Genomic DNA, 22591 nt, shown 5'->3' with positions numbered 1-22591 from the left:
GGCGAGGCTTGCTTTGCCCTCTGGCGCAGCGGTCGCGGCTGTGTCCAGATGCCCCCATAAGAACGACAACAGTTCGGGGGAGTGAGACGTGACGGCGATCGATCCGGGGGCGGCGAGCGCGCCCAAGCCTCTATTCTCAGAGGGCTACAAGACCAGCGTGCTTGGCCTGCTGGTCCTGGCCTACACCTTCAACTTCATCGACCGGACGATCATCTCGACCATCGGTCAGGCGATCAAGGTCGACCTGGGACTCACAGACACCCAGCTGGGCCTCCTCGGCGGTTTGGCCTTCGCCCTGCTCTACACCACCCTGGGTATTCCGATCGCCCGGCTGGCCGAGCGGCGCAACCGGGTCAACATCATCTCCATCGCCATCGTCATCTGGTCAGGCTTCACCGCGCTGTGCGGCATGGCCAACAGCTTCCTGATGCTGATTCTATTCCGGCTGGGCGTCGGCGTCGGCGAGGCGGGCCTGTCGCCGCCGGCCCACTCCCTGATCTCGGACTATTACGAACCGCGTCGGCGGGCCACGGCCCTGTCGATCTACTCCTTCGGCATCCCGCTGGGCACCATGTTCGGCGCCGTGGCCGGCGGCTGGATCGCCCAGAACATGTCCTGGCGTGCGGCCTTCGTGCTGGTCGGCCTCCCGGGCCTCCTGGTGGCCCTGGCCCTGAAGGTCTTCGTCAAGGAGCCGCCTCGCGGCTATTCCGAGCAGACGCCGGTCGTCGACACCCCGGTCCTCGAGGGCGAGGAGACCGTGCCGCCGGCGACCATCAAGCCGCCCTCCATCCTGGCGGTGGCCAAGCGGATCTTCGGTCGCTGGGGCTTCTTCCACATGGTCGCCGGCATCACCGTCGCCTCCTTCGCCAGCTATGGCACCGGCCAGTACCAGGCGGCCTATTTCATCCGCATGTTCGGCCTGGACCTGGCCACCGTCGGCCTGATCTTCGGCCTGGTGGGCGGCGTCGCCGCCGGCGTCGGCACGCTGCTGGGCGGCTTCCTCACCGACTGGGCAGGCAAGCGCTCGGGGCGCTGGTACGCCCTGGTGCCGGCCATCGGCCTGCTGGTCGCCTGCCCGCTCTACATCCTGGTCTATCTGCAGAACGACTGGCGCTGGGCCGCGGCCCTGCTGCTGCTGCCGGGCATCTTCCACTACACCTATCTGGGCCCGACCTTCGGGGTGATCCAGAACGCGGTGTCCCTGCGCATGCGGGCCACGGCCACGGCCCTGCTGTTCTTCGTCCTGAACCTGATCGCGCTGGGCTTCGGCCCGCCCTTCTGCGGCTGGTGCATCGACATGATCAGCCAGAACCTGTTCGCCGCCAACAATATGGGGGACTTCTTCGCCCTCTGCCCCGGCGGCATCGGCGCGCCGGGCGCAGGCCCCGTGGTGGACGCCGCCTGCCGTGCGGCGATCGCCGAGGGTTCACGCCAGGGCATCATCTGGAACCTGCTGATCTATGCCTGGGCTGGGCTCCACTACCTGCTGGCGGCCATCACCCTGCCCAAGGACATGGCCACGGCGCTTGCCGCTTCGGGGGAGGACTGACCCCTTCGCCTTGACAGGCGGGCGCCTTGGCCTCCATCAGCCAGGGTCCAAGGAGCCCGCCCATGATCCCCCGCTACGCCCGAGCCGACGCCGCCGACATCTGGTCCCCCCAGACCCGATTTTCGATCATGTTCGAGATCGAGGCCCACGCCGCCGACGCCATGGCCGCACTGGGCGTGATCCCCAAGGCGGCGGCCGAGACGATCTGGGCCAAGGGCCGCGACGTGGTCTGGGACGCCGAGCGCATCGACGCCATCGAGCGCGAGGTGAAGCACGACGTCATCGCCTTCCTGACCCACGTCACCGAAGTGGTCGGGCCTGAGGCGCGCTTCCTGCACCAGGGCATGACCTCGTCGGACGTCAACGACACTGCGCTCGCGGTCCAGCTCAGCCGCGCCACCGACCTGCTGATCGAGGATGTGGACCTGGTCCTGGCGGCTCTGAAGAAGCGCGCCTTCGAGCACCGGATGACCCCGTGCGTCGGCCGCAGCCACGCCATCCACGCCGAGCCCACCACCTTCGGCCTCAAGCTCGCCGGCCACTATGCGGAGTTCCAGCGCGCCAAGGAGCGCCTGGCGATGGCCAAGTTCGAGATCGCCACCTGCGCCATCTCCGGCGCCGTCGGCACCTTCGCCAACGTGTCGCCGCAGGTCGAAGCCCATGTGGCCGAAAAGATGGGGCTGGCGGTCGAGCCGGTCTCGACCCAGGTGATCCCGCGGGACCGCCACGCGGCCTATTTCTGCGCGCTCGCCGTCGTCGCCTCGTCCATCGAGCGCCTGGCCGTCGAGATCCGCCACCTGCAGCGCACCGAGGTGCTGGAGGCCGAGGAAGCCTTCGATGTGGGCCAGAAGGGCTCCAGCGCCATGCCCCACAAGCGCAACCCGATCCTCACCGAGAACCTGACCGGCCTCGCGCGGCTGATCCGCTCGGCCGCGGTCCCTGCGCTGGAAAATGTCGCCCTGTGGCACGAGCGCGACATCAGCCACTCCTCGGTCGAGCGCGGCATCGCGCCGGACGCCACCATCCATATGGACTTCGCGCTGCGCCGCCTGGCCGGCGTCATGGAGCGGCTGGTGGTCTATCCGGAGAACATGGCCAAGAACCTCGACCGCCTGGGCGGCCTCGTCCATTCCCAGCGGGTGTTGCTGGCCCTGACCCAGAAGGGCTCTTCGCGGGAGGGCGGCTATGCGGCGGTCCAGCGCAACGCCATGAAGGTCTGGCGCGGCGAAGGCAATTTCCTGGACTTCCTGAAGGCCGATCCCGAGATCACCCTGGCCGATGAGGAGCTCGAGGCCCTGTTCGACCTCGGCTACCACTTCAAGCATGTGGACACGGTGTTCGCCCGGGTGTTCGGCGAACAGGCCTAAGGGCTCAGGCCTGGGCGGGGGCTGGGATTTCTTCCTCCCCGCCGGCCGGCGGCCCGTCGTCCTTCTTCCGCGCCAGCCAGTCGGCCAGGCGGAAGACGAAGGGATTGGCCAGGATCGAGATCAGGGCCCCAGCCAGCACCAAGTCGTGGGTCTCCCGGGCCATGATTCCCACCGACACCCCGACGCCGGCCAGGATGAACGAGAACTCGCCGATCTGGGCGAGACTGGCGGCGATCATCAGGCTGGAGCGCTTCTCCAGCTTGAACAGGCTGGTGATGATCAGCGCCGCGGCCGACTTACCCACCAAAACGATCAGCACCACCGCCACGACGGCCAGCGGCCGTTCGACGATCACGGTCGGATCGAAAAGCATGCCCACGGAGACGAAGAACAGCACCGCAAACGCGTCCCGCAGCGGCAGGGATCGTTCGGCGGCGTTGTGGCCCAGGGGCGAACTACTCAACACCACGCCGGCCACGAACGCGCCCAGGGCGAAGGACGCCCCGAACACGGCATAGGCCAGGTAGGCGATGCCCAGCGCGATGGCCAGGACACCCAGGGTGAACAGCTCGCGCGATTTGGTGTGGGCGATCCTGACCAGCAGCCAGGGCAGGACGCGCGAGCCGACAATCATCATGAAAGCGATGAAGACGGCGATCTGAAGCAGGGTCGCCCCGATCTGCAGCGCCACGCCGCCGGGGCTGGTTCCCACCTGGTTGAGGGCCATCAGCGGCACGAGGACAAGCGCGATGACCATCACCAGGTCTTCGACGATCAGCCAGCCGACGGCGATCTGCCCAGCCTCGGTCTTGAGCGCCTTGCGCTCCTCTATGGCCCGCAGCAGCACGACGGTGGAGGCGACTGAGAGCGTAAGTCCAAAGAGCGCCGCCTCGCCATTGGAGAAGCCGAGCAGCCGCCCGACACCCCATCCCAGCACCGTCGCCACGGCGATCTGCACCACCGCCCCCGGCACGGCCACCCGGCGCACCTTCAAAAGGTCGGCCGGGGAAAAGTGCAGCCCCACGCCGAACATCAGCAGGATGACCCCGATCTCGGCCAACTGCCCGGCCAGGGAGACATCGGCCACCCAGCCGGGGGTGAACGGCCCCACCGCCACGCCTGCCAGCAGATATCCCACCAGCGGCGAGAGCTTCAGCCGGTTGGCCAGCATGCCGAGGACAAAGGCCAGGACGAAGCCGGCCACCAGGGTCAGGATCAGGGAGTCGTCGTGGGGCATCGCATCTCCGAACGCAGGCCACGGTCGCAGGCGAGAGCGGCCTTAGGCAAGTGCGTCGGGGGCCACGATGTCGGCGGGACGGTCAACGGCGACGGATCGGCCAGCCGGCGGCCGCGGATGACTTGCTGAGAGCGGCGCCCACAGGTCGAGCAGCCAGGTCTGCGAACAGGCCAATGACCGCGCCTGCGGGGCGCAGGTCACCGGTCGTGATCATGCAATGTCGAGGGTGCGAGCGACCCTGCCGCTCAGCTGGACCTATTCGCCGGCGCGGAACTGCTCGCGGGCCTGGGCCAGGAACTCGTCCATCTTCATGCGGACCTCGCCCTCGGAGACCTGGACACCGGAGCCCTTCAGGTCTTCGAAGACCTTGCGCAGCACGTCCTCGTCGCCTGGCTGTTCGAGATCGGAGCGGACCACGGCTTGCGCATAGGTCGCCACGCGATCCTCGGCCAGGCCCATCAGGCCAGCCGCCCATTCACCCAGCATGCGGTTACGCCGCGCGCTGGCCTTGAATTCCTGTTCCTGATCGAGCGCGAACTTCCTTTCGAAGCCCTTCTCACGATCGTCAAACGTGGTCATGCGTTCCCCGATAAGCGACACATCGCAGGCTCCATACCCCCCGCCGGGCGAGCCCGCAATCGAAACACACAAGTCGCCAGACGTTCGCAAGCGCGACGGCGCGACGCACGAAAGGCGCCAAGCGCAGGTTTGCGCGCCACGCGCCCATCCGCTAATTTCCGCGCGCCTCATGTCGAGCGAGAGGCCGAGTCGGGACCGCGCGTGGACGTCCGCTGCGCGCGTTTTTTCATTTCCGACCGCGGCAAGCCCTCGTTCTGGGAGAAGGCGTTGCAGATGACCCGCCGCAAAAAGATTTACGAGGGCAAGGCCAAGATCCTCTACGAGGGTCCTGAGCCTGGCACCTTGATCCAGTATTTCAAGGACGACACCACCGCCTTCGACGCCACCAAGAAGGCCGTGCTGGAGGGCAAGGGCGTCATCAACAATCGCATCAGCGAATATGTGATGACCCGCCTGAACTCGATCGGGGTGCAGAACCACTTCATCAAGCGTCTGAACCTGCGCGAGCAGCTGATCCGCGAGGTGGAGATCATTCCGCTGGAGGTGGTGTGCCGCAACATCGCCGCGGGCTCGCTCTCGACCCGGCTTGGCCTCCCCGAGGGCCAAGCCCTGCCCCGTTCGATCATCGAGTTCTTCCTGAAGGACGACAAGCTCCACGACCCGATGGTCACCGAGGAGCACATCACCGCCTTCAACTGGGCCTCGACCCAGGAGATCGACGACATCATGGCGCTCACCCTGCGGGTGAACGACTTCCTGACCGGCCTGTTCGGCGCCGTCGGCATCACCCTGGTGGACTTCAAGATCGAGTTCGGCCGCATCTGGGAGAACGACTTCGGTCGGGTCATCCTAGCCGACGAGATCAGCCCCGACTCCTGCCGCCTGTGGGACTCGGTCACCAATGAGAAGCTCGACAAGGACCGCTTCCGCCGCGACCTGGGCGATGTGATCGAGAGCTATACCGAGGTGGCCCGCCGTCTCGGGATCATGAAAGAAATGCCCACCGTGATCCAAGGAGGACTCCACTAGTGAAGGCCAAGGTCCACGTCTTCCTCAAGCCCGGCGTTCTCGACGTCCAGGGCAAGGCCGTCGAGCAGGCCCTGCACGGCCTGGGCTGGTCCGGCGTCGAGGGCGTCCGCGTCGGCAAGACCATCGAGTTCGATCTCAAATCGGCCGACCGCGCCGCCGCCGAGGTCGAGGTCAAGGCCATGTGCGACAAGCTGCTGGCCAATACGGTCATCGAAAGCTACCGGGTCGAGCTGGCGTGAAGGCGCGGGCCGGCCTGGCCTGTGGCCTCCTGGGGCTTGCCCTGGCCGCCTGCGCGCCGCCCGCCCCTGAGCCCGTCGCGGCCTTCCAGCTGGATTGCGCCCGGGGCTTCGACGCCATCCGCGCCGAGATCCTCGCCCGTCCGGGGCTGACACCGGCCCCTGACGCGCCTGGAGAGCCCTACGAGATCTTCAATGAAGAGAGCGGCCGGGCCTCCTACATACTGACCAGACCCGACGCCCCGGCCCATCCGGCGGTGTTCATCCAGACCGCCACGCGACGGGACGGCGAGCGGGTCATGGAACATGAGGGTTGCGCCTTCGGCGACGCAGCCGAATACGACCAGCTTCTCGCCTACTGGGAGTCGCTTGCCGCCGCGCGGTGACGACCAGCCTCCCGGCTCCGGCCGGTTCAACTTTGGAACGACCAGGTTCGAACGCGACATGAAAGCCGCCGTCATCGTCTTCCCCGGCTCCAACTGCGACCGCGACTGCAAGGTCGCCGTCGAGCGCTCCACCGGCGCCCAGGTGGATATGGTCTGGCACGGCGACACCGCCCTGCCCGAAGGCCTGGACCTGATCGTTCTGCCGGGCGGGTTTTCCTATGGCGACTATCTGCGCTGCGGGGCCATGGCCGCCCTTTCGCCGGTGATGGCCGAGGTCAAGGCGGCCGCCGAGCGCGGCGTCGCCACCGTCGGCATCTGCAACGGCTTCCAGGTGCTCTGCGAGGCGGGCCTGCTGCCCGGCGCCCTGCTGCAGAACGAGCGGCTGAAATATGTCTGCAAGCCCGTCAGCCTGGAGGTCACCAACGCCCAGACCCGCTTCACCTCGGGCTATGGCGGCCGCCGCGAGGTGACCATGACCGTGGGCAATGGCGAGGGGAACTACTTCGCCGACGAGGCCACCCTCGACCGGCTGGAGGGCGAGGGCCAGGTGGTGTTCCGCTATCAGGACAATCCCAACGGCTCGGCCCGGCGGATCGCCGGCATCGTCAACGGCAAGGGCAATGTGCTGGGCATGATGCCCCACCCCGACCGCGCCTTCGAGGCCGAGCTCGGCTCGGCCGACGGGGCGCTGCTGTTCCAGAGCGCGCTTGCTAGCGCCTGAGGCTGTCGCCGAAACTTCGCACCGGATAACGGCGCAATAGCATGGCCTGATCGACCCAGGCGGGCTATGCGCAGGCCCATGTCTTCGGTCCAGTCCGCCCTGCCGCCCCCCAGTCCTCTGGCCGTCCCGGTCCTGATGGGGGTGGTGTTCCTCAGCCTGATCGGCTTTGGGGTGGTGATCCCGCTGCTGCCCTTCTACGCCGTGGTGTTCTCCGCCACCGCCTGGCAGGTCACCCTGATGTTCGCGGTGTTCGCCGCAGGCCAGTTCTTCGGCGAACTCATTTGGGGCCGGCTGTCGGACCGCATTGGCCGCAAGCCGGTGATCCTGGGCACCATACTGATCGCAGCCCTGGGCTATGTGGCCCTGGCCTTCGCGCCCAACATCTGGTTCGCCGTCGCCGCCCGCGCCGTGGCCGGCGTCTTCAGCGGCAATATCTCGACCATCCAGGGCTATATCGTCGATGTGACGCCGCCGGAAAAACTGGCCGGACGCCTGGGCCTGATCGGTTCGGCCTTCGGCATCGGCTTCGTGGTGGGGCCTCTGCTCGGCGGCCTGCTGGCGCGCCCGGAACTCGGCGCGGCCGGCTTCCAGCCGCCCCTGCTCACCGCCGCCGCCCTCTGCGTCGCCGGCGCTGTGGGCGCGGCGGTCTTCGTGCGCGAGAGCCGCAGCCGCGCGGCGGCGGGCGTCCAGCGGCCCGGCCCGCTCCAGGCCCTGGCCCATACCCTGGCCGACCCGACCCTGCGCCGTCTGATGGGCGGCACCTTCCTCTCCTTCGCCGGCTTCTCGGCCATGTGGTCGATCTTCGGCCTCTGGGGGGCGGCGGAATACGGCTGGGACCCGAAGATGATCGGCTTCGTCATGGCGATGACCGGCGTCGCCGCAGCCACCAGCCAGGGCCTGCTGGCGGGCTGGGCGGTCAAGCGGATCGGCGAGCGGCCCACCGTGCTGATCGGCCTGACCGTCACCGCCGTCTTCCTGTTCCTGGAGGCCCTGGGGCCGCCAGTCACCGTGGCCATCGTCCTGATGATCATCCTGGTGATCGGCCACACCACCAGCCAGCCAGCCACCTCCTCGCTGATCTCCAGGGCTGCGCCCGCGGGACGGCAGGGCGAGACGCTCGGCGCCAACAATGCGTCCAGCGCCGCGGCCCGCGTGCTCGGTCCGGTGATGGCGGGCTTCCTCTTCTCAGGCGTGGGAACCTGGGCGCCCTTCGTCCTGGCGGGTGTCCTGATCCTGCCGGCCGCGCTCCTCATCGGCCTGGGCGACCGGCGCTGAGCGCACCGGCGGCAGTTCGCCCCGGGCTACAGCCATGCCCATCTGCAGGCTCCGGGCGATCATCTCGGCCCGCTCGATGAAGAGTACAGCGGCGGCGGGCTCGCAGGTCTCCGCCGCGGTCGCGCGCCAGATCCGCAGCCAATGGGCGAAGTGCTCGCCCCCGACCCCGGCCAGGCGCATATGGGCCGGCATGGGCGCGCCCTTGAACCGCCCCGTCGCCAGGGTGACCGAGGACCAGAAATCACAGAGCTTCTCCAGGTGCGCGTCCCAGTCGGCGATCTTGGCCTCGAAGATCGGTCCCAGCATCGGGTCGGCTCGAACCTTGCCGTAGAAGGCGTGAACCTGGGCCTGGATGACCGCCTCGGTCACGCCGGCCGCCCGGCCGGGCGCCAGGGCCAGACGGCGGGCGGCGGCGGCGGCGCGCTCTTCGGGGGTGATGTCTCTCATGGCGCCATCCTGCCGCACAGGAACGCCGGCGCGCCACTCCGGGGTGATACTTATCGTTCGCTATTAGGAATCGTTTGCAACTAGGCCGGATGCAGTTAGGAAGGGCCACCGCTCGCCCACCCCGTCCTGGAGGCTCGATCTTGTCCTGCGCCCGGCCTTTCGCCCCGTCGCCCGCTCTCCTGCGCCCGGAGGCCAGGTCGTGAGCGGCAGGGTCCTGCGCGCCCCCCTGTGGCGGCGGCGCGCCGACGTGGCCGCCCGTGCCGTGGCCGCGATCAGCCTGGGCTATCTGCTCGCCGCCCTGGCCGCCGCCACCCTGGCCCGCTGGCTGCCTGCGCCGCGGCTCGAGGCGACCATGATCGGCGGGCTGACCTCTTTCGCCGTCTTCGCCGCGGTCGCCATGTGGGCCTTCGCCGCCCGCCAGGCCTGGCGGGTCTGGGCCTATGGCTGCCTGATCGCCTCGGGCCTGGCGGCGCTGATCTGGCTATCCCTGCTGATGGAGCCGCGGCTGTGAAGGGATCGTTCCGCCAATCCATGGCCTGGCTTCACACCTGGTCGGGCCTGGTGTTCGGCTGGGTGCTGTTCGCCATGTTCATGACCGGCACGGCCAGCTATTTCCGCCCCGAGATCACCCGCTGGATGGAGCCGGAGACCGGCCGCCCGGCCAGCTACGCCCAGGCCGCCCAAGGCGCCGTCGCCTATCTGAACCAGACTGCGCCCGACGCGCAGAGCTGGTCGATCACCCTGCCGGATGAGCGCCAGGCCACGGCGAGGCTCTTCTGGCGGCCCGCGCCGATACCCGGGGAAGAGGCGCCGCGGCGACGCGGCCGTAGCGAGAACCGGGCCATCCTCGACGCCGCCACCGGCGAGCCGGTGAGCCCCCGCGACACCCGCGGCGGCGAATTCTTCTATCGGGTGCATTTCCAGATGCACTATCTGCCCGTGCTTCAGGGGCGCTGGGTGGCGGGGCTTTGCGCCATGTTCATGCTGGTGGCGATCCTGTCTGGGGTCGTCACCCACAAGCGGATCTTAAAGGACTTCTTCACCTTCCGGCCGCGCAAGGCCGCCCAGAGGTCCTGGCTGGACGCCCACAATCTGACCGCCGTCCTCGCCCTGCCCTTCCACCTGATGATCACCTATACGGGCCTGGTCACCCTGATGGGCCTCTACATGCCCTGGGGGGTCACGGCGAACTACAAGGCGCCGGAGACCTATTTCGAAGCCATGTTCCCAAGGGCCGAAGAGGTGGAGCGCAGCGGCGTCTCAGCGCCCCTGGCCGACATCCCCCGCATCCTGGAGTCCGCATCGGAGCACTGGGGTGGCGGGCGGCCCTGGATCGTCAGTGTGAGCAACCCCGGAGACGCCTCGGCCATCATCGAGGTCACCCGCCACTCCGGCGACCAGCTGGCCTATGCCGGCGGAACCCTGGCCTTCAACGGGGTCACCGGCCAGTTGATCTCGGCGACGCCAAAGCCTGGTCCGGCGGTGCTGACCAACCGCGTCATGTATGGCCTGCACATGGGCCGTTTCGCCGATCCCATCCTGCGCTGGGTCTATTTCCTGTGCAGCCTGGCCGGCTGCGCCATGGTGGCCACAGGCCTGGTCCTCTGGACCGTCAAGCGCCGCGCCCAGCTTCCCGATCCAGAGCGCCCCCACTTCGGTTTCCGCCTGGTGGAGCGGCTGAACATCGGGACCATCGCTGGGGTCCCGGCCGGCATGGCCGCCATGCTGTGGGCCAACCGCCTGCTGCCGGTCGGCATGGCCGGCCGCGCAGAGTGGGAGGTGCACAGCTTCTTCATCGCCTGGGGGGCCATGATCGCCTGGGCCTGCGCGCGGCCGGCCAGGCGCGCCTGGGTCGAAACTCTGTCGGCCGCCGCATTCCTGGTCGGCGCCCTGCCCCTGCTCAGCGCCGCGACCACCTCTCGCAACCCGGTCGGCGCCCTGCTGACCGGTGACTGGGCCATGGTCGCCTTCGATCTCACGCTGCTGGCCCTGGGCGCAGGCCTGGCCTTCTGCGCCCTCAAGGCCGGCGCCTATCGCACGGCGCCCAAGCCCCGCCGCCGGAGCCGGACCGAGGAGGCGCCCGCATGATCCTGACCGCCGCCTTCCTGCTGGCCTATGCCGGCTTCGCCGGCCTGTGCGTGTCGATGACCAGGCATCAGGTCGAGACGGTGGGCCGCCGCCTGGCGCCGCGCGAACAGACCCTGGCCAAGGCCTGCGGCGGCGCCAGTCTCGGCGCGGCCTTCATCTGCGCGGTCGTGGCCGAAGGCTGGCGCTTCGGGTCGGTGCTCTGGAGCGGCCTCATCATGCTGGCCGCCCTGGCGCTGACCCTGCTGCTGGCCTATCGCCCCAGAACCGCCGCCCGTTTCGCCGCCGTGAGCGCCTATTTCGCCCCCCTGCTGGTCGCCGCCTGGGCCCTGGTGACCTTCATCGAGGCCTGAGGCCCGCCCGCCCGCCGATGCTGTTGGCTTAGGCGCAAGCTGTGGCAGACTGAGCCGACGGGCGTGGGGACGGACGATGGCCGGATTTGTTCACGTCATAGACGATGACGCCTCCCTGCGGGCGGCGCTGGACAGTCTGTTTCGCTCTGTCGGCCTGCAGGTTCGTCTCTATGGATCGGCCGCCGAATTCCTGGACGCCCCGCCGGTCGATGCGCCCGGCTGCCTGGTGCTGGACGTGCGCCTGCCTGGCCTCAGCGGTCTCGACTTCCAGGCGCAACTGGCCGACCTCGGCGTAAGCCTGCCCGTGGTGCTGATGACCGGCCATGGGGACATCCCCATGTCGGTTCGGGCCATGAAGGCCGGCGCCGTCGACTTCCTGCCCAAGCCCTTCCGCGAGCAGGACATGCTCGACGCTGTCGCTGCAGCCATCGCCCGCGACGAGGCCCAGCGCGCCGCCCAGGCCGCCAGCTCCCACCTGCGTGATCTCTATGCTGCGCTCAGCCCCCGTGAACGCCAGGTCATGGCGCTGGTCACCGCCGGCAAGCTGAACAAGCAGGTGGCCGGCGACCTCGGCATCAGCGAGATCACCGTGAAGATCCACCGCGGATCGGCCATGCGAAAGATGGGCGCCCGATCGTTGGCCGAACTGGTCCGCATGGCCGAGGCCCTGTCGGCGCCGGCCGCTAACACCAGGGTATGATTCCGCCGCCGGCCCCGACGTGCGATCAAGACGGTTGTTGAGCGGTGTTGCGCCGCGCCGGAAAGGCCAAGCGTGCCCGCCTCCCCCCTGATCTTCCTGGTCGAGGACGACGACTCCGTCCGCCAGGCCATGACCGGCCTGCTGCGATCGACGGGCTATCAGGTCCTGGCCTTCGGTTCCGCCGAAGCCTTCCTTTCGGCGAGAGGGCTGACGCAGGGCGCCTGCCTCGTCTCTGACATTCAGTTGCCCGGCCTCAGCGGCATAGACCTGAAACGCCGCCTCGACGCCGAGGGGGCTCGCCTTCCCGTCGTCCTGGTCACCGCCCGCACCGAGCCAGCCCTCCATGCCAGGGCGCATGCCGCGGGCGCGATCTGCGTGCTGACCAAGCCCTTTACCGCCGACGCCTTGCTCGCCTGCGTCGCCAAGGGCGTGGCCGGGGAAGATTCGACTTCAGATTGAAGCTGGCCTGAGCCTAGGATTTTTTCGCTAAAGCCCGGCGTTCCGGACCAGGTGTCGATAATGGATCAGAGCGAGACCGAGGCCGCCCTTCGCCGCAGCGAGCATCGCTACCGCAACCTGTTCCAGGCCATGGCCGCCTCGTTCTGGGAGCTCGATTTCTTCCCCGTGGGCGACATGCTCCGCAGCTTGCGCAAGCAGGGGGTCGCCGACTACGCCGCCTATTTCGCGGACAATCCGGGCTTTGTCCGCGACATGATGCGCGCGACCCGGGTGGTGGACGTCAACGACCAGGCCGTGGCGCTCTTCGGGCGCGGCGACAAGGCTGAATTGCTGGCCGATGTAGAGCCCTTCTGGCCCGAGGCCAGCACGCCGGTCTTCGCCGCCAGCGTCATCGCCGCCGTCACGGGTCAGCCCAACTACGCCGCCGAGACCCGGCTGAGGTCGATCGCCGGCGACGAGCTCGAGGTGCTGTTCACCGCCTGCTTTCCGCCGGAGACCATGAACAAGGGCACCCTGCTGATCGGCGTGATTGACGTCACCGAGCGCAACCGCGCCCAGGCCGCCCTGGCGCGGCTGCAGGCCGACTTCGCCCATGCCGCGCGGGTGTCCATGCTTGGGGAGCTGACGGCGTCGATCTCCCACGAGGTGAACCAGCCCCTGGCCGCCATCGCCACCAACGCCGCGGCTGGCCAGCGCTGGCTGGCCCGGGAGACGCCGGATGTCGCCGAAGTCCAGGCCCTGATCGCCCGCATCCAGGCAGACGCCGAACGGGCGGCCGCGATCATCTCGCGCATCCGTGGCATGGCTGGCGGCCAGGCGCCTGAGTCCTCCCAGGTGGACCTGAACGGCGTGATCGAGGACGCCGTCGCCTTCCTGCGCCATGAGATTGAAAGCCAGCAGACTCAGCTCGTCCTGAACCTTGCGCCGCACCTTCCTCCCGTCCTTGGCGACAGGACCCAGCTTCAGCAGGTGGTCGCCAACCTTATGCTCAACGCCCTCCAGGCCATGGCCGGCCAGCCCCCGCAGAGCCGGACCTTGAGCCTCACCAGCCGCGCCGGGCCTGACGACGTCATCGCCCTTGTCTCCGACTCTGGCCCAGGCGTGCCCGACTCCCACCAGGGACGGCTGTTCGACAGCTTCTTCACCACCCGGGCGGCCGGCATGGGCATGGGCCTGGCCATCTGCCGCTCGATCCTGGACGCCCATGGGGGCGACATCGGCCTGGCGGACGAGGCGCCTGGCGCCTGCTTTCGTATCCGCCTGCCCCAAGACCTCGGAACGGGCCGCCATACCTAGGTATAGCCGCCGCAACCCCATGTAGAATTGGGCCGCCGGCGCCCGCGGCGCATCGTCGCCATGGCGGATCGATCCCGGTCTGCAGCGATGGAGGGACGACCCATGAGCAAGACCATCATTCTGATCCATGGCGCCTGGCTCAATTCCCGCAGCTGGGAAGGCTTCAAGGCCCGCTATGAAGCCCAGGGCCATACGGTGCTGGCCCCCGACTGGCCCCTGGACGACCGCATGCCCGAAGCGCTGCGCGAGGCCCCGGACCCTGCCCTGGCCAAGGTCGGCCAGAACGCCATCATCGACCACTATGGGCAGATCATCGCCAGCTTGGCCGAAGCGCCGATCCTGATCGGCCACTCCCTGGGCGGGGTGGTGGTGCAGCATCTGCTGGACCTGGGCCTGGGTTCCGTCGGCGTCGCCATCGATCCGGCGCCGACGCCCGGCGTGCCGCTCGGCCCGCACGCCATCGTCTCGGCCCTGCCCGTGCTGCTCGACCCGTTCAGCGGCGGCAAGCTGAAGACCATGTCGCGAACATTCTTCCGCACCCGCTTCGCCCAGACCCTGCCGGCCAGCCAGGCCGACGAGCACTATGACCGCTACATTGTGCCCACCCCGGCCAAGGTCTATTGGGACGGCATCTTCGGCGCGGTGAAGCCCATCGACTGGGCCAATCCCGACCGGGCGCCCCTGCTGCTCATCGGCGGCGAGAAGGACCTGATCGCCGACGCCAGCATGACCCGGGCGATCTACAACCGCCAGAAGCGCGCGCCGTCGAAGACCGAGCTGCGCATCTTTCCCGGCCGCTCGCATTGGACGGGCATTGACGCAGGCTGGGAAGAGGTGGCCGACTTCGCCCTGGAGTGGGCCCTGGCTAATCCCCGCAGCGGCGCCCGAACGGCCGGTCTGGCCGCCTGACGTCAGCACTCGAACCGAAAGACCTGAGGCATGGCAGATTCGATCGCCCACGCCGACGCCAGGGACCACCAACGGTTCCCGGTGCTGGAGGCCCGCGATATCGAGCAGGCGCGGCGGTTTTCCGAACCTCGGCGCTACGCCGCAGGCGAGGCCCTCGCCCGGGCCGGGGAGCGCGGCCACGGCCTGACCATCGTGCTCTCCGGCCAGGTGGTCATCACCCGGCGGGATGAGACCGGCCATCCGCAACTGGTAGTGCGCCAGGGGGCCGGCCAGTTCGTCGGCGAACTGGCGCAGCTCTCCGGGCGTCCGGCCCTGGTCGATGCGGTAGCCGAGGACGAGGTCGAGGCCCTGACACTCTCGCCCGAACGCCTTCGCGCCCTGCTGGTGGCCGAGGCCGATCTGGGCGAGCGGATCATGCGCGCCCTGATCCTGCGTCGGGTGGGCCTGCTCGAAAGCGGCGGCGGCGGGCCGGTGATCATCGGCGCGGCCGGCGACCCCGACGTGCTGCGCCTGGAGGGCTTTCTGGCTCGAAACGGCCATCCCAGGCAAAGCCTCGACCCGCAGACCGATGCGGGCGCCGCAGCCCTGCTCCACCGCCCCGACGCTCCGGCGGGAGGCGGCGTGCTTGTCCTCTGCCCGGATGGCGAGATTCTTCGGAATCCCACCGAGGGGGAGTTGGCCCGTTGCCTGGGGATGGTCGCACCGCTGGATCCCGACAGGATCTTTGACGTCGTGGTGGTGGGCGCAGGGCCTGCGGGGCTCGCCACGTCGGTCTATGCGGCGTCCGAAGGCCTGTCGGTGCTGGTGGTGGATTGCCGGGCCTTTGGCGGCCAGGCCGGCGCCTCGGCCCGGATCGAAAACTATCTCGGCTTCCCCACCGGGATCAGCGGCATGGCCCTGATGGCCAGGGCCTATAATCAGGCCCAGAAGTTCGGCGTCGAGATGGCCATACCAGCCGAGATCGCCAGCCTGTCGCCGCACCCCGAAGGCGGCTTCGCCCTGGCCCTGGCCAATGCCGAGCAGGCCCGGTGCAGGGCCGTCGTGATCGCGGCGGGCGCGCGCTACCGAAGGCTGGACATTCCGACCCTCGAAGCCTTCGAGGCCGCGTCGGTCCACTACTGGGCCTCGCCCCTGGAGGCCCGGCTGTGCGCCGGGCAGGAGGTGGCTCTGGTCGGCGGCGGCAACTCGGCGGGCCAGGCGGCGGTCTATCTGGCGAGCCAGGGCGCGCGGGTCTTCCTGTTCATCCGCGGCCCGGACCTGCGGGCCAGCATGTCGAGCTATCTGGTCGATCGCCTCGGCGCCCTGGACAACGTCACCCTCATGCCGCACGCCGAGATCTGCGACCTCAAGGGCCAGGCCGGCCGTCTTGAGCAGGTGATCTGGCGCGATGTGCGCACCGGCGCGGTTGCGGCCCTGGCGGTCGGCCACCTCTTTCTGTTCATCGGCGCCGAACCCAAGACCGAATGGCTGGCCGGCTCAGGCATCGAACTGGACGCCAAGGGCTTCATCCGCACGGGCGCGGATCTGGACACGCCCCGCACCCTGCTGGAGACCAGCCTGGACGGCGCCTTCGCCATCGGCGACATTCGCTGTGGCTCGGTCAAGCGGGTGGCCGCGGCCGTCGGCGAGGGCGCCCAGGTGGTGGCGACCCTTCACGTGAGACTGGCCGCCGCCCGGGTCGGCGGCTGACGTCGTGACGGTTGGCGCGCCGCGTCGTTCGGCCTATGAACCGCTCCGACCTCTGGAGCCTGACCATGACCACCGACACGCCCCCCGACCGCCTGGCCACCAATCCTGACAGTCCTCACTATGACGAGGCGGCCCTGGCCCGCGGCGTGGGCGTGCGCTTCAAGGGCGTCGAAAAGAACAATGTCGACGAGTACTGCGTCAGTGAGGGCTGGGTCCGCCTGGCGGTGGGCAAGACCCTGGACCGTAAGGGCAATCCGGTCACCGTGAAGCTGCAGGGTGAGGTCGAGCCCTATTTCCGGGACGACGGTCAGGGCTGATTTCCATGACGCGGCCTTGTGGCCCGCGCCACGGCGCCCCAGTTTCCCGCCAACGAAACAAGGGAGACGCCCATGAGCGACGCTGTGAAGACCACCGGCCTGGAACTGCGGTCACTGATCACCTCCGACGGAGAGCTTCGGCTGTCGCTGGAGCGCGTGCCGACGCCTGAGCCCGGCCCGGGACAGTTGCTCGTTCAGGTGCAGGCCTCGCCGATCAACCCCTCGGACCTCGGCCTGCTGCTCGGCCCGGCCGACATGGCCACCCTCAAGGTCAGCGGCCAGGGCGCCGACGCCACCCTCACCGCCAAGGTGCCGCCGCAACGGATGGGCGCGCTTCGTCCGCGCCTGGACCAGTCCCTGGCCGTGGGCAATGAGGGGGCGGGCCTGGTGATCAAGGCCGGCGAAGGCGCGGAGGCCTATCTGGGCAAGACCGTCGCCATGCTGGGCGGCGCCATGTACGCCGAACACCGCCTGGTGGGCGCGGCCGAGGTGATGGTGCTGCCGGAGGGCGCCACGGCGGCCGACGGCGCCTCGTGCTTCGTCAATCCGCTCACCGCACTGAGCATGGTCGAGGTCATGCGCCGCGAAGGCCATACCGCCCTGGTCCACACCGCCGCAGCCTCCAATCTCGGCCAAATGCTGAACAAGATCTGCCTCAAGGACGGCGTGCCGCTGGTCAACATCGTGCGCAGCGACGCCCAGGCGAAAATCCTGCGCGACATCGGCGCGAAGTATGTGCTCGACAGCACGTCGGAAACCTTCATGGCCGACCTGACCGACGCCATGGAAGAGACCGGCGCGACGCTCGCCTTCGACGCCATCGGCGGCGGCGATCTGGCCAACAAGATCCTAGTGGCCATGGAGACCGCGCTGAACCGTAAGGCCGAGGTCTACAACCGCTACGGCTCGCCGGTGCACAAGCAGGTCTACATCTATGGCGGTCTGGAGCTGCGCCGGACCGAGATCGATCGGAGCATCGGCATGGCCTGGGGCGTCGGCGGCTGGCTGCTGACCTACTTCCTGCAGAAGATCGGGGCGGCCGACGCCCAGAAGCTGCGCGACCGGGTGATGGCCGAGCTGACCACCACCTTCGCCAGCCACTACACCGCCGAAATCTCCCTGGCCGAGGTCATGCAGCCCGAGGTCATCGCCGCCTATACCCGCAAGGCGACGGGCGAGAAGTACCTGGTCAACCCCGCCAAGGGTTAGGCGGACCCCGACGGGCTTGGCGCTGGGGGCCGACGTGCTATCGTCGGCCCCCTACCACCCTGGAAAGAGGTGCTGATCGGGTGCTTTCGGCTTTGGCCTTTGGTCTGTTGCTGCTCGGCCAGGAAAGCCAGGCCACCCTCCAGTCCTGCGTGCTGGAGGCCGAGGGCTGGGTGTGCCGGTACCGGGTGCCCGACACCATCTATCGTCCGATGACCGATCAAGAGGCCGCCGCTTCGCCGCCTCAGAGCGCCCCTCTGCTGGCCGCCCCCGCAGAAGCGCCTCCAGCCGAGCCTGCGACCATCGCCTCGGAGCCGGCCGGCGAGCCTTCTGACCCCGAAGCCGCCCGTCAGGCCCGCCTGATCCGCCGCTGCGCCGACGCCTCCTGGATATCGCTCTGCACACCTGGCGATCGCCGCGAGGCCAAGGCTCTGCAGGACGCCGCCGAAGCCAGGGCCGCCCTGAGGCTGGAAGTCACCACCCTGGCCGCCCAGGATCAGTGCGACGACGCCGTCCGCGTCGCCCTGGAAGGCGGGGACCTGTCGCTCGCCCGCGAGATCCGGGCCTTCTGCGCCGCAGAAAAATAGGCCGCCCCCTTTTCGGAGGCGGCCCAGATTTCAGCCCCTAAGATCAGGCTTTCCGATCAGCTGCCCGCCCCGGCCGGCCCACAGACGCGGCCATCGGGGCAAGGCGCCACATGGACCTGCGGCGGCTCCACCGTGACCTGCGAGGGCTTCACGCGCACGTCGGGCGCATGGAGATAGATCTGCGCCGGCGCCACGCGGATCGGCGGCGCCTCCACATAGATCGGCGGCCCCTGGATATCGATTCGTCCCGAGGGCACGTAGACCGGCTGGGAATAGACCCGCACGGCGGGACCGCCCACATGGCGCACATTCCATCCCGGCCCGGCCGGCGGGTAATAGAAGACCTGTTCCTGGGCGCAGTAGCAGTCTGAATGGCCCGGGTGTCCCGGATGGACCGGCGGGCAGTTCTGATAGGACGGCTGCGGCGCCGTCGGATGATATTGCGCGCTGGCGGCGCTGGCGGAGGCCAGCACCGTGACAACAGCGATGGACGCGATCTTGAGCATGACACCTACCCTGGTTTGATTTCACCACAGGGCTGGCGTGAGCCATCAGCCCCTTACGCTCACGCCTTCTGTTAGGACGGAATGCCGCACCTGACAAGGTTTCGTTAACCATAGATCTTTGAATGGTTAACGCGCGCAAAAACCACGCGAAAGCACAGTTCTCCCCTCACGCGAAATCGGCGGTGATAATTCAACCCTGGACCTGACGAAGCCGGACTCTCGCTCCCCCTATCGCCCTGCGCCCTGAAGCCGCCCGAGCCTGATGCGATCAGACGGAATCGTCTGATCGCTGAATCAGGCTCTAAACTCCGAGTCTTGAGCGCGTGTCGTCCGATAACCGGTTCCCACTTATCGGAACGCGCTCTAGAAGGCCGCCATGACCGCTGCGCCCGCGAAATCCCTGGCCGACACGGCCGCCGAGTTCGGCCTCAAGGCCGAGGAATATGACCTGATCGTCCAGCGCCTGAACCGCGAGCCGAACCTCGTGGAACTGGGCGTCTTCTCGGTCATGTGGAGCGAGCACTGCTCCTACAAGTCGAGCCGAAAACACCTGGGCAAGTTCCCCACCAAGGGTCCGCGGGTGATCCAGGGCCCGGGCGAGAACGCCGGGGTGGTGGATATCGGGGATGGCCAGGCCTGCGTCTTCAAGATGGAGAGCCACAACCACCCCTCCTATATCGAGCCCTATCAGGGCGCGGCCACAGGCGTGGGCGGCATCATGCGCGACGTCTTCACCATGGGCGCGCGCCCCATCGCCCTGCTGAACGCCCTGCGGTTCGGCGATCCGTCGCACCCGAAGACCAAGCGCCTGGTCTCGGGCGTGGTGGCCGGCATCGGCGGCTATGGCAACTGCGTGGGCGTGCCCACCGTGGCTGGGGAGACCAATTTCCATCGCGGCTATGACGGCAATATCCTGGTCAACGCCATGTGTGTGGGCCTGGCCGACGCCGACAAGATCTTCTATTCCGCCGCCCCTGGCCCCGGCCTGCCGGTGGTCTATTTCGGCTCCAAGACCGGCCGTGACGGCATCCATGGCGCCACCATGGCCTCGGCCGAGTTCGACGACGCCTCGGACGAGAAGCGCCCCACCGTCCAGGTCGGCGACCCCTTCGCCGAAAAGCTGCTGATCGAGGCGACGCTTGAGCTGATGGCCTCGGGCGCCGTGGCCGCCATTCAGGACATGGGCGCGGCCGGCCTCACCTCGTCCTCGGTCGAGATGGCCGGCAAGGGTGGGGTCGGCATCGAGCTGGACCTGGACGCCGTGCCCCAGCGCGAAGAGGGCATGAGCGCCTATGAGATGATGCTGTCGGAGAGCCAGGAGCGGATGCTGGCCATCCTCAAGCCCGGCCGCGAGGCAGACGGCCAGCGCATCTTCGAGAAGTGGGGCCTGGACGCCGCCACCATCGGCCAGACCACCGACACCGGCCGCATCGTGCTGAAGCATCAGGGGCTGGTGGTCTGCGACCTGCCGCTCGCGCCCTTGTCGGACGACGCCCCCCTCTATGACCGTCCCTGGGTCGCGCCGGCCCCGCAACCGGCTCTGGTCGCCACCGACGTGCCACCCCCCGCCGACTACGCCGCCGCCGTCCGCCAGCTGATGGGCAGCCCTGACATGGCGTCCAAGCGCTGGATCTGGGAGCAGTACGACCGCCACGTCATGGCCGACACCATGGAGGACTCCGCCACGGGCGCCGACGCCGGCATCGTGCGGGTCCATGGGACCAAGAAGGCGCTCGCCGTCACCTCCGACTGCACGCCGCGCTATGTGCAGAACGATCCCTATGAAGGCGGCAAGCAGGCCGTGGCCGAGGCCTGGCGCAACCTGACCGCCGTGGGCGCGACCCCCATCGCCATCACCGACAACCTGAACTTCGGCAACCCGGAACGGCCCGAGATCATGGGCCAGATCGTCCGAGCCATCGAGGGCATGGCGCTGGCCTGCCGCGAGCTCGACTTCCCGGTCGTGAGCGGCAATGTCTCGCTCTATAACGAGACCAATGGCCAGGCCATTCCGCCGACGCCCACCGTCGGCGCCGTCGGCCTGATCGCCGACTATGGCCGGCATGCCGACTTCTCCAGCCTGCAGCCTGGCGATGTCCTCGTCCTGCTGGGCGAGACCCGCGGCGAACTGGGCGCCAGCATGTATCTGCGTGAAATCCTCGGCCGAGAAGACGGCGCCCCGCCGAAGGTCGACCTGGCCCGAGAGCGCCGCACCGGCGATTTCGTGCGCGACATGATCGAAGGCGAGCAGATCGCCGTGGTTCACGACCTCTCTGACGGCGGCCTGATCGCTGCGGTCGCCGAGATGGCGCTGGCGTCCGGCGTCGGCGTCACCCTGGAGCTGCAAGGCGTGCTGCCCCCGCAGGCCGAGCTGTTTGGCGAAGATCAGGCCCGCTATCTGGTGGCCGCCGCCGACGCCGATCCGCTGCTGGCCGCGGCCAAGGCTGCCGGCATTCCCGCCCGCCGCGTCGGCGTGGCCGGCGGCGCCTGCCTCGCCGTCGCCAACCTGTTCGAACTGCCTCTGGATCAGCTTAAGGATGCATACGAAGGGTGGATGCCGGCGTACATGGGATAGAGCGGAGCCACTGGACGGCCGCCGCGTTTAAGGTCGCCATGAAAACCTCCCTCCCCCATCTCGTCGCGCCCGCCCTTCTCCTGAGCCTCGCGGCCTGCGCCGGCGCGCCCACCCAGGGCCAGTTCCTGTCCAGCTATGAGGACCTGACCCCGCGGACCGACATGGTCCGCGCTGGCGCCCTGGACCGCGCCGACAAGGACGCCCTGAAGTCCGTGCAGGCCGTCCGCATCGAGCCGACGGTCTTCGCCCCCAGCACCAACGCCAAGGCCTGGATGACGCCCGAGGAGCAGACGATGATGCTGCGCGAGGTGGACGCGCAGCTCTGCTTCGAGCTTTCCGAACGCTTCGAGATCGCCGGGCCTGACACCACGGCCACGACCCCGCACGTACGCGCCGCCGTCACCGAGGTGATCGCGACCAGTCCGGCCGGCTCGGCGGCTTCGGCTGCGGCGGGCTTCTTCATCCCAGGGCCAGTGGGCGTTCGCGTGCCGGGTGGCCTGGGGGGGCTCGGCGCGGAAGCCGAGCTCCTGGACGTCGCCGATCAACAGATCGCCGCCATCGTCTGGCGCAGGACCGCGACGGCCATCGGGACCGACAACCCTTCGCTTAGCCGCATCGGTGACGCCCTGCAGTTCGTCGAGCCGTTCGCCGACGCCGTCGCCGCCACCATGACGCCGGAGGATCATCAACCCCGGGAGATCACCGCCGAGACCGATCCCTGCCGGGAGTATGGTTCGCGCTTCCGCGTGGAAGGCGTCGGCGCCCGTTTCGTCACCGGCCTCTATGTCCCGCAGATGAGCGCCGCCCGCGCCGCCGAGGCTGAGACCGACGGCGTGGCCCCGGCGCCCGCCCCGGAAAACTGAGCGCCCATGGCCGCCCGGTCGCGAGCGCGTTAGGCTCCCCTTCCATCACGTTCGAAAGGGAGGCGCCGGCATGGCCGGTCTAAAAGACAAACGCGGCTTTATCGACAAGGATCGCCTCGACCTATCGGAACGCAAGGCGGTCGAATACTGGATGAAGCGCTGGGGCGTCACCCGCGACCAGATCACCGCCGCCCACCGCAAGGTCGGCCGCATGACGAAG

Annotated in this window: 25 protein-coding genes; 21 read left to right on the top strand and 4 right to left on the bottom strand. The window is 68.6% G+C overall.

All coding sequences use genetic code 11. From position 1 onward, the window contains the following. The first annotated feature begins 88 nt into the window (after positions 1–88). Both V7702_RS05480 and purB read left to right on the top strand, forming a co-directional pair. Positions 89–1549 (top strand): spinster family MFS transporter, encoded by a 1461-nt coding sequence (locus tag V7702_RS05480; RefSeq protein ID WP_335649131.1) that lies wholly within the window; start codon positions 89–91, stop codon positions 1547–1549. Between the two features lie 62 nt (positions 1550–1611). Continuing rightward, complete coding sequence (gene purB / locus V7702_RS05475; protein WP_335649130.1) at positions 1612–2916, top strand: adenylosuccinate lyase; 1305 nt, start codon at positions 1612–1614, stop codon at positions 2914–2916. Positions 2917–2920: 4 nt separating this feature from the next. Here purB and V7702_RS05470 read toward each other — a convergent pair whose 3' ends face one another. Together V7702_RS05470 and V7702_RS05465 are read right to left on the bottom strand one after the other, a co-directional pair. After that, a complete protein-coding gene (locus tag V7702_RS05470; RefSeq protein WP_335649129.1) occupies positions 2921–4153 on the bottom strand; it encodes a cation:proton antiporter domain-containing protein in 1233 nt (410 codons plus the stop codon). A gap of 255 nt (positions 4154–4408) precedes the next feature. Beyond that, on the bottom strand, positions 4409–4732 hold the full coding sequence (locus tag V7702_RS05465) for a DUF1476 domain-containing protein (RefSeq protein WP_335649128.1): 324 nt from the start codon (positions 4730–4732) through the stop codon (positions 4409–4411). A gap of 273 nt (positions 4733–5005) precedes the next feature. Here V7702_RS05465 and purC point away from each other — a divergent pair, with 273 nt between their 5' ends. From purC to V7702_RS05440, 5 genes are all read left to right on the top strand, one after another. Further along, positions 5006–5761, top strand: a complete 756-nt coding sequence (purC, locus tag V7702_RS05460) for a phosphoribosylaminoimidazolesuccinocarboxamide synthase (RefSeq protein WP_335649127.1) — start codon at positions 5006–5008, stop codon at positions 5759–5761. Further along, positions 5761–6000, top strand: a complete 240-nt coding sequence (gene purS / locus V7702_RS05455) for a phosphoribosylformylglycinamidine synthase subunit PurS (RefSeq protein ID WP_335649126.1) — start codon at positions 5761–5763, stop codon at positions 5998–6000. Before purC ends, purS begins: the two co-directional genes overlap by 1 nt. Beyond that, positions 5997–6383 carry a hypothetical protein gene (locus V7702_RS05450; RefSeq protein WP_335649125.1) on the top strand — a complete coding sequence of 129 codons (387 nt, stop codon included), beginning with the start codon at positions 5997–5999 and terminating at the stop codon, positions 6381–6383. The genes purS and V7702_RS05450 overlap by 4 nt, the downstream gene beginning before the upstream one ends. Positions 6384–6441: 58 nt before the next feature. Further along, positions 6442–7104 carry a phosphoribosylformylglycinamidine synthase subunit PurQ gene (gene purQ, locus V7702_RS05445; RefSeq protein ID WP_335649124.1) on the top strand — a complete coding sequence of 221 codons (663 nt, stop codon included), beginning with the start codon at positions 6442–6444 and terminating at the stop codon, positions 7102–7104. A gap of 78 nt (positions 7105–7182) precedes the next feature. Next, positions 7183–8379 (top strand): MFS transporter, encoded by a 1197-nt coding sequence (locus V7702_RS05440; protein ID WP_442958393.1) that lies wholly within the window; start codon positions 7183–7185, stop codon positions 8377–8379. Here the strand turns inward: V7702_RS05440 and V7702_RS05435 are convergent. Beyond that, positions 8290–8826 (bottom strand): group III truncated hemoglobin, encoded by a 537-nt coding sequence (locus tag V7702_RS05435; protein ID WP_335649122.1) that lies wholly within the window; start codon positions 8824–8826, stop codon positions 8290–8292. The two genes, V7702_RS05440 and V7702_RS05435, sit on opposite strands and share 90 nt — an antisense overlap. Before the next feature lie 199 nt (positions 8827–9025). Here V7702_RS05435 and V7702_RS05430 point away from each other — a divergent pair, with 199 nt between their 5' ends. The 11 genes from V7702_RS05430 to V7702_RS05380 all read left to right on the top strand — a co-directional run bounded on the left by V7702_RS05430 (position 9026) and on the right by V7702_RS05380 (position 18427). Further along, positions 9026–9337 carry a hypothetical protein gene (locus V7702_RS05430; protein WP_335649121.1) on the top strand — a complete coding sequence of 104 codons (312 nt, stop codon included), beginning with the start codon at positions 9026–9028 and terminating at the stop codon, positions 9335–9337. Positions 9338–9357: 20 nt separating this feature from the next. Then, on the top strand, positions 9358–10914 hold the full coding sequence (locus V7702_RS05425; RefSeq protein WP_335649120.1) for a PepSY-associated TM helix domain-containing protein: 1557 nt from the start codon (positions 9358–9360) through the stop codon (positions 10912–10914). Then, positions 10911–11264, top strand: coding sequence for a DUF3325 domain-containing protein (locus tag V7702_RS05420; RefSeq protein ID WP_335649119.1), 354 nt, complete (start codon positions 10911–10913; stop codon positions 11262–11264). Before V7702_RS05425 ends, V7702_RS05420 begins: the two co-directional genes overlap by 4 nt. A gap of 76 nt (positions 11265–11340) precedes the next feature. Further along, positions 11341–11964, top strand: coding sequence for a response regulator transcription factor (locus tag V7702_RS05415; protein ID WP_335649118.1), 624 nt, complete (start codon positions 11341–11343; stop codon positions 11962–11964). Positions 11965–12036: 72 nt separating this feature from the next. Then, the gene (locus tag V7702_RS05410) at positions 12037–12423 is read left to right on the top strand and encodes a response regulator transcription factor (protein ID WP_335649117.1); all 387 of its coding nucleotides are present in this window, start codon (positions 12037–12039) and stop codon (positions 12421–12423) included. Between the two features lie 60 nt (positions 12424–12483). Next, on the top strand, positions 12484–13719 hold the full coding sequence (locus V7702_RS05405) for a PAS domain-containing sensor histidine kinase (protein WP_335649116.1): 1236 nt from the start codon (positions 12484–12486) through the stop codon (positions 13717–13719). Positions 13720–13821: 102 nt separating this feature from the next. Then, entirely contained in the window at positions 13822–14628 is an 807-nt protein-coding gene (locus V7702_RS05400) for an alpha/beta hydrolase (protein ID WP_335649115.1), read from the top strand. A 30-nt stretch (positions 14629–14658) separates the two neighbouring features. Then, positions 14659–16317: an FAD-dependent oxidoreductase gene (locus V7702_RS05395; protein ID WP_335649114.1), complete on the top strand. Its 1659-nt coding sequence runs from the start codon at positions 14659–14661 to the stop codon at positions 16315–16317. 65 nt (positions 16318–16382) lie between these two features. Beyond that, complete coding sequence (locus tag V7702_RS05390; RefSeq protein WP_335649113.1) at positions 16383–16634, top strand: DUF3297 family protein; 252 nt, start codon at positions 16383–16385, stop codon at positions 16632–16634. 72 nt (positions 16635–16706) lie between these two features. Continuing rightward, a complete protein-coding gene (locus tag V7702_RS05385; protein ID WP_335649112.1) occupies positions 16707–17843 on the top strand; it encodes a zinc-binding dehydrogenase in 1137 nt (378 codons plus the stop codon). Positions 17844–17923: 80 nt separating this feature from the next. Further along, the gene (locus V7702_RS05380) at positions 17924–18427 is read left to right on the top strand and encodes a hypothetical protein (protein ID WP_335649111.1); all 504 of its coding nucleotides are present in this window, start codon (positions 17924–17926) and stop codon (positions 18425–18427) included. A 56-nt stretch (positions 18428–18483) separates the two neighbouring features. On the opposite strand, the gene V7702_RS05375 is transcribed toward V7702_RS05380, so the two are convergent. Continuing rightward, positions 18484–18933 carry a hypothetical protein gene (locus V7702_RS05375; protein ID WP_335649110.1) on the bottom strand — a complete coding sequence of 150 codons (450 nt, stop codon included), beginning with the start codon at positions 18931–18933 and terminating at the stop codon, positions 18484–18486. A 376-nt stretch (positions 18934–19309) separates the two neighbouring features. Between V7702_RS05375 and purL the strand changes: the two genes are divergently transcribed. The 3 genes from purL to V7702_RS05360 all read left to right on the top strand — a co-directional run. Beyond that, positions 19310–21508 carry a phosphoribosylformylglycinamidine synthase subunit PurL gene (gene purL / locus V7702_RS05370; protein WP_335649109.1) on the top strand — a complete coding sequence of 733 codons (2199 nt, stop codon included), beginning with the start codon at positions 19310–19312 and terminating at the stop codon, positions 21506–21508. A gap of 38 nt (positions 21509–21546) precedes the next feature. Next, positions 21547–22371, top strand: a complete 825-nt coding sequence (locus V7702_RS05365; protein ID WP_335649108.1) for a DUF3313 family protein — start codon at positions 21547–21549, stop codon at positions 22369–22371. Between the two features lie 70 nt (positions 22372–22441). Beyond that, positions 22442–22591: DUF3606 domain-containing protein (locus tag V7702_RS05360; RefSeq protein ID WP_335649153.1), on the top strand; the 150-nt coding region annotated here is incomplete at its 3' end.

The sequence above is a fragment of the Phenylobacterium sp. genome (assembly GCF_036963605.1).
GTDB lineage: Bacteria > Pseudomonadota > Alphaproteobacteria > Caulobacterales > Caulobacteraceae > Phenylobacterium.
The sequence above is the reverse complement of the archived record's forward strand: the minus strand, read 5'-3'. Positions and strand labels throughout refer to the sequence as shown.